Source organism: Geodermatophilus telluris, from assembly GCF_900102745.1.
Classification (GTDB): Bacteria; Actinomycetota; Actinomycetes; order Mycobacteriales; family Geodermatophilaceae; genus Geodermatophilus; species Geodermatophilus telluris.
In genome coordinates this window covers 98,816-111,292 of record NZ_FMZF01000005.1, presented here as the reverse complement: position 1 = coordinate 111,292, position 12,477 = coordinate 98,816, and the positions used below count along the sequence as shown (strand labels likewise).

General features: G+C 76.3%; 13 protein-coding genes. All 13 read left to right on the top strand.

The window, feature by feature from the left end:
- The first annotated feature begins 36 nt into the window (after positions 1-36).
- Positions 37-462 (top strand): DUF948 domain-containing protein, encoded by a 426-nt coding sequence (locus BLQ97_RS16425; protein ID WP_091367107.1) that lies wholly within the window; start codon positions 37-39, stop codon positions 460-462.
- Positions 462-758, top strand: a complete 297-nt coding sequence (locus BLQ97_RS16420; protein ID WP_091367106.1) for a hypothetical protein — start codon at positions 462-464, stop codon at positions 756-758. Before BLQ97_RS16425 ends, BLQ97_RS16420 begins: the two co-directional genes overlap by 1 nt.
- 76 nt (positions 759-834) lie before the next feature.
- Entirely contained in the window at positions 835-3,522 is a 2,688-nt protein-coding gene (alaS, locus tag BLQ97_RS16415; RefSeq protein WP_091367105.1) for an alanine--tRNA ligase, read from the top strand.
- A gap of 5 nt (positions 3,523-3,527) precedes the next feature.
- Positions 3,528-4,187 (top strand): Holliday junction resolvase RuvX, encoded by a 660-nt coding sequence (ruvX, locus tag BLQ97_RS16410; protein ID WP_217637230.1) that lies wholly within the window; start codon positions 3,528-3,530, stop codon positions 4,185-4,187.
- Positions 4,184-6,001 (top strand): endolytic transglycosylase MltG, encoded by a 1,818-nt coding sequence (gene mltG / locus BLQ97_RS16405; protein ID WP_091367104.1) that lies wholly within the window; start codon positions 4,184-4,186, stop codon positions 5,999-6,001. Before ruvX ends, mltG begins: the two co-directional genes overlap by 4 nt.
- Complete coding sequence (locus BLQ97_RS16400) at positions 5,994-6,818, top strand: shikimate dehydrogenase (RefSeq protein WP_245692301.1); 825 nt, start codon at positions 5,994-5,996, stop codon at positions 6,816-6,818. Before mltG ends, BLQ97_RS16400 begins: the two co-directional genes overlap by 8 nt.
- Positions 6,819-6,952: 134 nt before the next feature.
- Complete coding sequence (locus BLQ97_RS16395) at positions 6,953-7,480, top strand: prepilin peptidase (RefSeq protein WP_245692300.1); 528 nt, start codon at positions 6,953-6,955, stop codon at positions 7,478-7,480.
- A gap of 147 nt (positions 7,481-7,627) precedes the next feature.
- On the top strand, positions 7,628-8,806 hold the full coding sequence (gene aroC, locus BLQ97_RS16390) for a chorismate synthase (protein WP_091367102.1): 1,179 nt from the start codon (positions 7,628-7,630) through the stop codon (positions 8,804-8,806).
- Positions 8,803-9,336: a shikimate kinase gene (locus BLQ97_RS16385; RefSeq protein ID WP_091367101.1), complete on the top strand. Its 534-nt coding sequence runs from the start codon at positions 8,803-8,805 to the stop codon at positions 9,334-9,336. The genes aroC and BLQ97_RS16385 overlap by 4 nt, the downstream gene beginning before the upstream one ends.
- 5 nt (positions 9,337-9,341) lie before the next feature.
- Positions 9,342-10,388, top strand: a complete 1,047-nt coding sequence (gene aroB / locus BLQ97_RS16380) for a 3-dehydroquinate synthase (protein ID WP_245692298.1) — start codon at positions 9,342-9,344, stop codon at positions 10,386-10,388.
- Complete coding sequence (gene aroQ, locus BLQ97_RS16375; RefSeq protein WP_175471783.1) at positions 10,385-10,819, top strand: type II 3-dehydroquinate dehydratase; 435 nt, start codon at positions 10,385-10,387, stop codon at positions 10,817-10,819. Before aroB ends, aroQ begins: the two co-directional genes overlap by 4 nt.
- Entirely contained in the window at positions 10,816-11,916 is a 1,101-nt protein-coding gene (locus BLQ97_RS16370; RefSeq protein ID WP_091367099.1) for a M24 family metallopeptidase, read from the top strand. The genes aroQ and BLQ97_RS16370 overlap by 4 nt, the downstream gene beginning before the upstream one ends.
- The gene (gene efp / locus BLQ97_RS16365) at positions 11,917-12,477 is read left to right on the top strand and encodes an elongation factor P (protein ID WP_091367098.1); all 561 of its coding nucleotides are present in this window, start codon (positions 11,917-11,919) and stop codon (positions 12,475-12,477) included.

Genomic DNA, 12,477 nt, shown 5'->3' with positions numbered 1-12,477 from the left:
GCCGTCCGGCCGCACGACGAGAAGAGGAGACGCCGCGTGTCCGCAGGAGAGTGGGCCGGACTGATCGCCGCCCTGGCGCTGGTGCTGCTGGTGGTGCTGCTGGCCGTCCCGCTGCTCAAGCTGGGGCGCACCCTGGACGAGACGACGCTGACGATCCGCCAGGTGCGGGAGCAGAGCCAGCCGATCCTCGGCCAGGCGCAGACGACGATCGCCCAGGTCAACAGCAACCTCGAGCGGGTCGACGACATCACCGGCAACGCGGCCAACGTGTCGAGCAACGTCGCGGCGCTGACCAGCGTCGTCGCGGCCACCGTCGGCAGCCCGCTGATCAAGGTCGCCGCGTTCAGCTACGGCGTGCGCAGCGCCGCGCGGAAGCGCCGCGAGGGCCAGGCGATCGCCGAGGCCGCCGCCCGTGACAAGGCCTCGCGCCGCGAGCGCCGCGCCGCCCGGCGGGCCGCCTGATGCGCCGGCTGTTCTGGCTGGCCATGGGCATCACCATCGGCGCGCTCGTCGTCCGCAAGGTCTCGCGCGCCGCCGAGCGGATGACGCCGGCCGGGATCGGCGCCTCGATCGCCGAGGGGCTGCGCGACCTCGCCGACGCCATCGGCGACTTCGGTGCCGACGTCCGCGCCGCCGCCGCGGCCCGCGAGGAGGAGCTGCGCAGCGGCACCGGCCTCGACGCGCCGCTGCCCGAGCGCGACCAGGCGCAGCTGCCCGGGGGGATGCTCCCCGGGCGCACCGGGCGGCACGGCGCCTGACCCGCCGTCCGCTGACCTCCCGGCGGCCGCGCGCCGACCGCGCCGCCGCCACCGCCCGCAGGAGACCCGAGCACTGATGCAGACCGCCGAGATCCGCCGCCGCTTCCTGCAGCACTTCGAGCAGCGCGGCCACACCGTCGTCCCCAGCGCGTCGCTGGTCTCGCCCGACCCCTCGTTGCTGTTCACCGTCGCCGGGATGGTGCCGTTCATCCCGTACCTGACCGGCCGCGAGCCGGCGCCGTTCCCGCGCGCCACGAGCGTGCAGAAGTGCGTGCGCACCCTCGACATCGAGGAGGTCGGCAAGACCACCCGGCACGGCACGTTCTTCCAGATGAACGGCAACTTCTCCTTCGGCGACTACTTCAAGGAGGGGGCCGTCCAGCACGCCTGGGACCTGGTCACCGGGCCGGTGGCCGGCGGCGGCCTGGGCTTCGACCCCGACCGGATCTGGGTGACCGTCTACCTCGACGACGACGAGGCCGCCGACGCCTGGCACCGCATCGCCGGCCTGCCCCTCGAGCGCATCCAGCGGCTGGGCAAGAAGGACAACTACTGGCACACCGGCGCCGACGGCCCCGGCGGCCCCTGCTCGGAGATCTACTTCGACCGCGGCCCGGAGTTCGGCCCGGACGGCGGCCCGCTGGTCGACACCGCCGGCGACCGGTTCCTCGAGATCTGGAACCTGGTCTTCATGCAGTACGAGCTCACCGACGTCCGGAGCAAGGAGGACTTCACGGTCGTCGGCGAGCTGCCGAAGAAGAACATCGACACCGGCATGGGCCTGGAGCGGGTGGCCTACCTGCTGCAGGGCGTCGACAACATGTACGAGATCGACGAGGTGGCGCCGGTGCTGCGCCGCGGCGCCGAGCTGGCCGGGGTGACCTACGGCAAGGACCACGAGGCCGACGTGCGGCTGCGCGTGGTCGCCGACCACGTCCGCAGCGGCCTGATGCTCATCGGCGACGGCGTCACCCCCGGCAACGAGGGCCGCGGCTACATCCTGCGCCGGCTGCTGCGCCGCGCCGTCCGCTCGATGCGGCTGCTCGGCGTCGACGCCGCCACGCTGCCCGAGCTGCTGCCGGTCTCCCGGGACGCGATGAGCCCCAGCTACCCGGAGCTGGCCACCGACTTCGACCGGATCGCCTCGGTCGCCTACGCCGAGGAGGAGGCGTTCCGGCGCACGCTGTCCTCGGGGACGGCGCTGTTCGACACCGCCGTGGCGCAGGCCAAGGCCGCCGGCACGCCGGCGCTGTCGGGCGAGCAGGCGTTCTCGCTGCACGACACCTACGGGTTCCCCATCGACGTCACCCTCGAGATGGCCGCCGAGCAGGGCGTGACCGTCGACGAGGCGGGCTTCCGCGCGCTCATGCAGCAGCAGCGCGACCGGGCCCGCGCCGACGCCCGCGCCAAGCGGACCGGCTCGGTCGACGTCCTGGCCTACCGCCGGCTGCTCGCCGAGCACGGCCCCACCGACTGGCGCGCCTACGACACCCTGCGCACCGACTCCCGCGTGCTGGGTCTGGTCGCCGAGCTCGACGGGGACGACGCCGGTGCCGCCGAGGCCGGTGCCGGCGAGGTCGTGCGGGTGGTGCTCGACCGCACGCCCTTCTACGCCGAGTCCGGCGGCCAGGTAGCCGACGCCGGCACGCTCACCTGGGACGGCGGCCGCGCCGAGGTGCTCGACGTGCAGCGCCCGGTCAAGGGCCTGGTCGTGCACCAGGTGCGGGTCCTCGAGGGGGCGCTCACCGCGGGTGCGGAGCTCGCCGCCGAGGTCGACCGCGAGTGGCGGCTGTCGGCCTGCCAGGCGCACTCGGGCACCCACGTGGTGCACGCGGCGCTGCGCCAGGTGCTCGGCCCGCAGGCGCTGCAGTCGGGCTCCTACAACCGCCCCGGCTACCTGCGGCTGGACTTCGCCTGGCAGGGCGCGCTCACCCAGCGGCAGCGCGGCGACATCGAGGACGTCGCCAACGCCGCCGTCCGCGCCGACCACCGGGTCAGCGCCAGCTACATGACGCTGCCCGAGGCGCAGGCCATCGGCGCGCTGGCGCTGTTCGGCGAGACCTACGGCGAGCAGGTGCGCGTGGTGGAGATCGGCGGGCCGTGGTCGCGGGAGCTCTGCGGCGGCACCCACGTCGCGGGCTCGGCGCAGATCGGCACGCTGGCGCTGACCGGCGAGTCCTCCGTCGGGTCGGGCTCCCGCCGCGTGGAGGCCGTCGTCGGCCTGGAGGGCTTCCGCTACCTGGCCCGCGAGCGCGACCTGGTGCGCCAGCTCGGCGAGCTGCTCAAGTCGCCTCCCGACGGGCTGCTCGACCGGGTCGGCGGCATCCTGTCGCGGCTGCGCGAGACCGACCGGGAGATCGCGGAGCTCCGCGCCCAGCAGACCCAGGCCGCGGCCGGGCAGCTGGCCGGGCAGGCGCGCGACGTCGGCGGGGTCGCCGTCGTCACCGCCGCGCCGGCGGGGCTCTCCGGCGGGGACCTGCGCACGCTGGCCCTCGACGTCCGCGGCCGGCTGGGGGAGCGCCCGGGTGTCGTCTTGCTCGCCTCGGAGGCCGGGGGCAAGGTGGCTCTCGTCGCGGCGCTCAACCCCGCCGCGCAGGAGCGCGGCCTGTCGGCCAACGACGTGCTGCGCGCCGCGGCGCCCGCGGTCGGTGGCCGGGGCGGAGGCAAGGCCGACGTCGCCCAGGGCGGCGGTACGGACCCGGGCGGCATCCCCGCTGCCCTCCAGGCCGGCGAGACGGCGGTCGCGACCGCCGCAGGGAGGTGACCGGAGTGCCCGAGCAGCGCCCCGACGAGACCGGTGACATGGGCGAGCGGCGGCAGCAGGGCCGCCCCGCGGTACCGCCCTCGCGCCCACGGCGGACCCCGCCGCAGCAGCCGGTGCACCACCCCACCGAGGCGATCGACCTGCGCGCGGGCTTCCCGCCGGTGTCCAACGAGACCACCGAGATCGACCTGTCGCGGGGGCTGCCGGCCGGGCTGCCGCTGCCGCCGCGGCGCACCCGCCAGGGCCGGCGGCTGGGCCTCGACGTCGGCACCGTGCGGATCGGCGTGGCGCTGTCGGACCCCACCGGCACGCTGGCCAGCCCGCTGGAGACCGTCGAGCGCCGCCGGGACGGCGCCGACCTCGACCGGATCGCCGCGCTCGTGGTGGAACACGAGGTGACAGAGGTGATCGTGGGGGAGCCGAGGCACCTCTCGGGTGCGTCGGGTGCCTCCGCTCGGGAAGCGCGTGCCTACTCTCGGTCACTCGCCGGGCGCATCGGCAGCGTGCCCGTGCACCTCGTCGACGAGAGGCTCTCCACCGTGACCGCAGCCAGTTCCCTGCGCGCGAACGGGCTCGACAGCCGTGCCCAGCGCCCCGTGATCGACCAGGCCGCCGCCGTGGTCATCCTCCAGGCGTATCTGGACAGCCAGCGGGGGCGCTCGTGAGCGGTCCGGTCCCGCCGTACGGGCGGGGCCGGCACGCGGGACCCGACGTCCTCGGCGCCACCGGCCGGGCCGGCGGCTGGTACGGCAACCAGGCCGCCGACGTCCCCCGCACGACCCAGCTGCCGGTGGGCCCGGTGCCCGCCCGCCCCGCTCCCGCCCGGCGCGGCGCCGACCTGCTCGACCGGTCCCCGGCGCTCAGAGGCCGGCACTCCGCCCCCAGCGACGGCGACGACCGCACCGGCCCGCTGCCCGGCGGCCCGAGCAGGCCGGGTCCGGCCCCCGGCCTCCCGCCCCGCCCGCCGGGCGCCTGGTCGCGGATGCCGCGCCGGCCGGCCGACGACGACACCGCGCAGATCGGCGACGACGGGCACGCCGACACCGCGCACATCGAGGCCGTCGACGGGCCCGCGCCGCTGCCGCCGGCCGCCGACCCGCACGGGGACGACGAGGACGCCACCGGCGGCCTCGACGTCCTCGGTGGCGGCCGTCGCGAGGAGCGCCGCCGCGGGCGCCGGGCCCGCCGGGCCGCTGCCGCGCACCCCGAGGACGAGCACCCGCACGACGACCACCTGCCCGACGACCACCTGCACGACGACCCGTACGACGGGTACGACGAGCAGCCGCACGACGAGCACCTGATCGACGAGCACCTGATCGACGAGCACCACGACGACGAGCACCACGACGACCCGCTCGCCGCCCACCTCGCCGGGCACGCCGACGACGACCGCGGGAGCGGCCGCCGGCGCACCCGCGGCGGGCGTCGCCGCCGCGGCCCGCTGGTCAACCTGCTCGCGCTGCTCGTCCTCGCCGGCCTCGTCACCGCCATCGTCCTGGGCGGCCGGGCGCTCATCGGCCTGGTCAACCCCGAGGCGCAGGACTACGCGGGCGCGGGCACCGGCACCGTCGAGGTCCGCATCGGCGGGGGCGACACCCTCAGCGACATCGCCCGCACGCTGGTCGACCAGGACGTCATCGCGTCGGCCGACCCGTTCGTCGAGGCCGCCGAGGCCGACCCCGCCTCGATGGGCATCCAGCCGGGCGTCTACTCGCTGCGCGCGCAGATGAGCGGGCAAGCGGCGCTCGACCTGCTGCTCGACCCCGCGAGCCGGCTGGTCTCCCGGGTCACCGTGCCCGAGGGCTTCACGGCGAGCGCCACGCTGCAGCGGGTCGCCGAGGCCACCGGCCTGCCGATCGAGGAGGTGCAGGCGGCCGCCGCCGACCCCGCCGCGCTGGGCCTGCCGGCCTACGCCAACGGGCAGCTCGAGGGCTTCCTGTTCCCGGCCACCTACGACGTCGAGCCCGGCGACAGCGCCACCGAGGTGCTGCGCGGCATGGTGGCCCGGTTCACCGAGGTCGCCACGGACCTGCAGCTCGAGCAGCGGGCCGCCGCGTCCGGGCGCTCGGTGTACGACGTGGTCGTGGTCGCCTCCATGATCCAGTCGGAGACCCGCCTGGACGAGGAGCGCCCCGACGTGGCGCAGGTCGTCTACAACCGGCTCGCCCAGGGCATCCCGCTCGGCATCGACGCCACCCTGGCCTACGGCCTGCAGAAGAACGGCAACGACCTCACCGTCACCGACCTGCAGACCGACGGCCCCTACAACACCCGCACGCGGGCCGGGCTGCCGCCGTCGCCGATCAGCTCCCCGGGGGAGGCCAGCCTGGAGGCGGCGCTGGTGCCGACCACCGGCGACCTCCTGTACTACGTGCTCGAGTCCGAGGACGGCCGGCACTTCTTCACCGCCGACTACGCGGAGTTCCAGGCCGCGCGGCAGCGGTGCGCCGACGCCGGCCTCGGGTGCGGTGGCTGACCGGCCCGTGCCCGACCCCGCGCCCGGCCGGGCGGCCGTCCTCGGCCGCCCGGTCGCGCACTCCCTGTCGCCGCTGCTGCACCGCGCCGCCTACGCCGCCCTCGGCCTGACCGGCTGGACCTACGACCGGCTCGACCTCGGCCCCGAGGACCTGCCGGTGCTGCTGGCCGGCCTGGGCCCGGAGTGGCGCGGCTTCTCGGTGACCATGCCGTGCAAGCAGGCGGCGGTCGCGGTCGCCGACACCGTCGAGCCGCTGCCCCGGCTGCTCGGCGCGGCCAACACCCTCGTGCACACCGGCCAGGGCTGGTGCGCGGAGAACACCGACGTCCACGGCGTGGGCATGGCGCTGCAGACCGGTGGCGTGCAGCGCGTCGCGCACGCCGCGATCGTCGGCGCCGGGGGGACGGCGGCCGCGGCGGCGGTGGCGCTGGCCGAGCTCGGCGCCGAGCACGTCGACGTCCTGGTGCGGGCGCCGGACCGCGCGGCCGACGTCGTCCGGGTGCTCGGCGCGCTCGGCGTCGGGGCCTCCGTCGCGCCGCTGACACCCGGGCCGGTCGAGGCCCCGGTGGTGGTCAGCACGGTGCCGATCGGCGCGCACCCCGACCTGGCCGGGCTCGGCTGGCGGTCGGGGCAGACGCTGCTCGACGTCCTCTACGCGCCGTGGCCCACGCCGCTGGTCGCGCGCGCACTCGAGGCCGGCGTCGCGGTGATCAGCGGCATCGAGGTGCTGTTCTGGCAGGCCACCGTCCAGGTGGAGCTCATGACCGGGCAGCCGGCGCCGATCGGTGCCATGCGCGCCGCGCTGGACGCCCGCTGACCCCCGCCGTCCCGCCCGCGCTGCTGCTCGCGGCCGCGCTGCTGACCGCCGCCGCGGCCGGCCCGCTGCTCGCCCGCACCGCCGTACGCCTCGCCGCCCGGGATCCCGCGGCACGGGCCGGCCGGACCCGGGCGGTGCTCAGCGCCGTGCTGCTCGCCGTCCTCCTGTGCGGGGCGGTGCTCCTCTGCGGCGCCCGCCCGGCGACGCTGGCGCTGGCCTGGGCCGCCGGGGCCGCCGTCGTCCTGGCGCAGGTCGACCTCGCCGTCCACCGGCTGCCCGACCGGGTCACCCTCCCCGCCGGCGCCGTCTGCGCGGCCGCGCTGCTCGCCGACGCCGCCCTGCTGGGCACCTGGCCCGCGCTGCTGCGGGCGCTGCTGGCCGCGGCCGCCGCCGGCGGGGTCGCGCTGCTGGCTGCGCTGGCCGCCCCCTCGGGCCTCGGCCTCGGCGACGTCAAGCTGCTCGCGCTGCTGGGGCTCGTCCTCGGCTGGGCCGGGTGGGGCGTGCTGCTGGCCGGCGTCCTCCTCGGCCTGCTGTGCGGCGCCGCCGTCTCGCTGGTCCTGGTGGCCACCCGCCGGGCCGGCTGGCGCACCCCGGTGGCGTTCGGCCCACCCCTGCTGCTCGGCGCCGTCCTCGCCCTGGCCCTCGAGGGCCCGCTGGCGTGATCCCCCGCGCGATGATCAGGTGACTGATCGTGGAGTGTCCCACCCGACGTCCCACGGTCGGGTAGGACGCTCGATGATCAGGTGACCTGATCGTGGCGGCCCCCGCCGCGGGAGGTCGGCGTCGGCGCGACTGGCACAATCCGGGGCATGTTGCGCTGGCTGACCGCCGGTGAGTCGCACGGCCAGCAGCTCACCGCCATCCTCGAGGGGCTGCCCGCCGGCGTGCAGGTGCAGACCGCCGACCTCGACGTCGACCTCGCCCGCCGCCGTCTCGGCCACGGCCGGGGCGCCCGGATGTCCTTCGAGCAGGACGTCGTCACGCTCACCGGCGGCGTGCGGCACGGGGTCACCCAGGGCGGGCCGGTCGCGGTGCAGGTCGGCAACACCGAGTGGCCCAAGTGGCAGACGGTGATGGCCGCCGACCCGGTCGACCCCGAGGTGCTCGCCGGGCAGGCGCGCAACGCCCCGCTGACCCGCCCGCGCCCCGGGCACGCCGACCTCGCCGGCATGCAGAAGTACGGCTTCGACGACGCCCGCCCGGTGCTCGAGCGCGCCAGCGCCCGCGAGACCGCGGCCCGCGTCGCCCTCGGCGCGGTCGCCAAGGCGTTCCTCCGCCAGGCGCTGGACGTCGAGGTCGTCAGCCACGTCGTCGGCATCGGACCGGTCACCGTGCCCGACGGCGTGCTGCCCGGCCCCCAGGACAACCCGCGCATCGACGAGGACCCGGTGCGCTGCGCCGACCCGGCCACCAGCGAGGTCATGGTCGCCGAGGTCGACGACGCCCGGAAGAACGGCGACACCCTCGGCGGCGTCGTCGAGGTCGTCGTCCACGGCCTGCCGCCGGGCCTGGGCAGCCACGTGCACTGGGACCGCCGGCTGGACTCCCGCCTGGCCGCCGCGCTCATGGGCGTGCAGTCGGTCAAGGCGGTCGAGGTCGGCGACGGCCTGGAGACCGCGCGGCGCCGCGGCTCGGTCGCCCACGACGAGATCATCTCCGAGGACGGCCGGCTGCGCCGGGTCACCGACCGCGCCGGCGGCATCGAGGGCGGCATGACCAACGGCGAGGTGCTGCGGGTGCGCGCCGCGATGAAGCCGATCTCCACCGTGCCGCGCGCGCTGGCCACCGTCGACGTCGCCACCGGGGACGCCGCCGTGGCCATCAACCAGCGCAGCGACGCCTGCGCGGTGCCCCGCGGGTCGGTGGTGATGGAGGCGATGGTGGCCCTCACGCTCGCCGACGCCGCGCTGGAGAAGTTCGGCGGTGACTCGGTGGCCGAGACCCGGCGCAACGCGCGGGCCTACCTCGACGCCCTCCCGTACCGGTGACCGCGCCGCTGCTGGTCCTCGTCGGCCCGCCCGCGTCGGGCAAGACCACGGTCGGGACGGCGGTCGCGGCCGCCCTCGGCCTGCCCTTCCGCGACACCGACGCCGACGTCGAGGCCGAGGCCGGCACCACCGTCGCCGACCTGTTCGTCACCCACGGCGAGCCGCACTTCCGCGCGCTGGAGGAGCGGGCGGTGGCCCGCGCGCTCGCCGGGCACGACGGCGTGCTGGCCCTCGGCGGCGGTGCGGTGCTCAGCGCGGGCACCCGGGCGCTGCTGGTGGCCCACGGCCGCGCCGGCGGCACCGTCGTCCACCTCGACGTCGACCTGGCCTCGGCGGTCCGGCGGGCCGGGCTGGCCCGCGACCGCCCGATCCTCGGGGTCAACCCGCGGGCGATGCTGCGCACCCTGCTCGAGCAGCGCGCGCCGCTCTACGCCGAGGTGGCCACCGTGGTCGTGCCCACCGGCGGCCGCGACCCGCAGGACGTCGTCGCCGAGGTGCTGGCCGCGCTGCCCGCCGGGGCCGACCGGTGAGGCGGGTGACCGTCGCCGGTGAGCGGCCCTACGACGTGGTGATCGGCGCCGGCGCGCAGGCCGAGCTGGGCCTGCTGCTGGCCGGGACGGCGAAGGCGGCCGTCGTGCACGCCCCGCCGCTGGCCGCGCTGGCCGGCGCCGCCGTCGAGACGCTGCAGACCGCGGGGGTGGCCGCCGAGGCCGTCGTCGTCCCCGACGGGGAGGCGGCCAAGACCGCCGCGGTCGCCGCCCGGCTGTGGGACGAGCTCGGCCGGCTCGGGCTGACCCGCTCCGACGCCGTCGTCGGCGTGGGCGGGGGAGCGGTCACCGACCTCGCCGGGTTCGTCGCGGCCACCTGGCTGCGCGGCGTGCGCGTGGTCCACCTGCCCACCAGCGTGCTCGGCATGGTCGACGCCGCGGTCGGCGGCAAGACCGGCATCGACACCGCCGCCGGCAAGAACCTCGTCGGCGCGTTCCACCCGCCGGCCGGCGTGCTCGCCGACACGGACGCGCTCGCCGGGCTGCCCGAGGCGGAGTTCCGCTCCGGCCTCGCCGAGGTGGTCAAGTGCGGCCTCATCGCCGACGCCGGCATCCTCGACCTGCTCACCGCCGACCCCACCGGCCGCCGCGACACGGAGGAGCTCGTCGAGCGCGCGGTGCGGGTCAAGGCCGACGCCGTGGGGCAGGACCTCTACGACACCGGTGTGCGCGAGTTCCTCAACTACGGGCACACGCTGGGGCACGCCATCGAGCGGGTGGAGGACTTCGGCTGGCGGCACGGCGAGGCGGTCGCCGTCGGGCTGGTGTTCGCCGCCGAGCTGGCCGGGCAGGCCGGGCTGCTGACCGCCGCGGAGGTCGCCCGGCACCGCGACCTGGTCGCCGCCATGGGCCTGCCCACGGTGTACCGCGGCGACTGGGCGGCACTGCAGGCCGTCATGCGGGTGGACAAGAAGGCCCGCGGCGCGACGCTGCGGTTCGTCGTCCTGGACGGGATCGGCAACCCCCGCATCCTCGCCGACCCCGAGCAGGCGTGGCTGGACGCGGCGTGGGCCGCGGTATCGGAGGCAGCGTGACGATCCAGGTGCTCAACGGCGCCAACCTCGGCCGGCTCGGGACCCGCGAGCCGGAGAAGTACGGGACGACGACGTACGCGATGCTCGTCGCGCTGGTCGAGGAGACCGCCCGCAGCCTCGGCGTGGCCGCCCGGGTGCGCCAGACCGACTCCGAGGGCGAGCTGCTCGGCTGGGTCCACGCGGCCACCGACGCCGGCGACCCGATCGTCATCAACCCCGGCGGCTGGTCGCACACCTCCGTGGTGCTGCACGACGCGCTGGCCGCCGTGCACGCCCCCGTCGTCGAGGTGCACATCACCAACATCCACCGGCGCGAGGAGTTCCGGCACCACTCCTACGTCTCGCGGGTGGCCGACGGCGTGATCGCCGGGCTCGGCGTGCAGGGCTACGAGCTGGCGCTGCGCTGGCTCGTGGCGCGGGGGGCCTCGTGAGGACGGCGGAGCGCCGGGAGCGGCTGCGGGCGACGGCTGCCGAGCGCGGCCTGGACGCCGTCCTGGTCACCACCCTGCTCAACGTCCGCTACCTGACCGGGTTCACCGGCTCGAACGGCGCGCTGCTGCTGCGCACCGACGGCGGCGACGTCTTCGGCACCGACGGCCGCTACACCACCCAGGCCGGCACCCAGGTGCCCGACGTCGAGCTGCTCGTCGACCGGGCGACCGTGGCCGGGCTCGCCCGGGAGGCCGTGCGCCGGGGCGCGGGCCGGATCGGCTACGAGAGCCACGAGGTCACCGTCGACGGCCTCGGCCAGCTCGAGCGGGTGCTCGTCGACGCCGCGGCCGGCGCGACGGTGCCCGAGCTGGTCAGCGTGCGGCGGGCGGTCGAGGTGCTGCGCGCGGTCAAGGACGACGACGAGGTCGAGGCGCTGCGCCGGGCCTGCGCGGTGGCCGACCGGGCGCTGGGCGAGCTGGCCGCCGAGGGGGCGCTGCGGCCCGGGCGCACCGAGCTGCAGGTGGGCCGCGAGCTCGACGCCCGGATGCTGGCGCTGGGCGCCGAGGCGCCGTCGTTCGAGACGATCGTGGCCACCGGCGCCAACTCGGCGATCCCGCACCACCGGCCCGACGGCACCGAGCTGCGCGGCGGCGACCTCCTCAAGCTCGACTTCGGCGCCACCGTCGACGGCTACCACTCCGACATGACCCGCACGGTGGTCCTGGGCTCGGCCGCGGACTGGCAGCGGGAGGTGTACGCGCTCGTCGCCGAGGCCCAGGCGGCCGGGCGGGCGGCGCTGGCCGTCGGCGCCGACGTCGTCGCCGTGGACGCGGCCTCCCGCGACGTCATCGTCGCCGCCGGGCACGGCGAGCACTTCACCCACGGCCTCGGGCACGGGGTGGGCCTGGAGATCCACGAGGCGCCGGGCATCGGCCCGCTGGGCGCGGGTACCCTGGCCGCCGGCATGGCCGTCACCGTGGAGCCCGGGGTGTACCTCCCCGGCCACGGCGGTGTCCGGATCGAGGACACGCTCGTCGTCACGGCGGACGCGCCGGAGTTGTTGACCCTCACGAGCAAGGAACTGCTGGTCCTCTAGATGGCTACCACCAACGACCTCAAGAACGGCATGGTCCTCAACCTCGACGGCCAGCTGTGGTCCGTCACCGAGTTCCAGCACGTCAAGCCCGGCAAGGGTGGCGCGTTCGTGCGGACGACGCTGAAGAACGTGCTCTCGGGCAAGGTCGTCGACAAGACCTTCAACGCCGGCACCAAGGTCGAGACCGCCACCGTCGACAAGCGGAACATGACGTACCTGTACAAGGACGGCACCGACTTCGTCTTCATGGACGGCGACACGTTCGACCAGATCCCGGTCCCGGCCGAGACGGTGGGCGACGGCGCGAACTACCTGCTGGAGAACACCGACGCCGTGGTCGCGGTGCACGAGGGCGTGCCGCTCTACGTGGAGCTCCCGGTGACGATGGAGCTCGTCGTCGAGCACACCGACCCGGGCCTGCAGGGCGACCGCTCCACCGGCGGCACCAAGCCCGCCACCCTGGAGACCGGCGCGCAGATCAACGTGCCGCTGTTCGTCAACACCGGCGACAAGCTCAAGGTCGACACCCGCGACGGCCGGTACCTCGGCCGCGCCAACTGA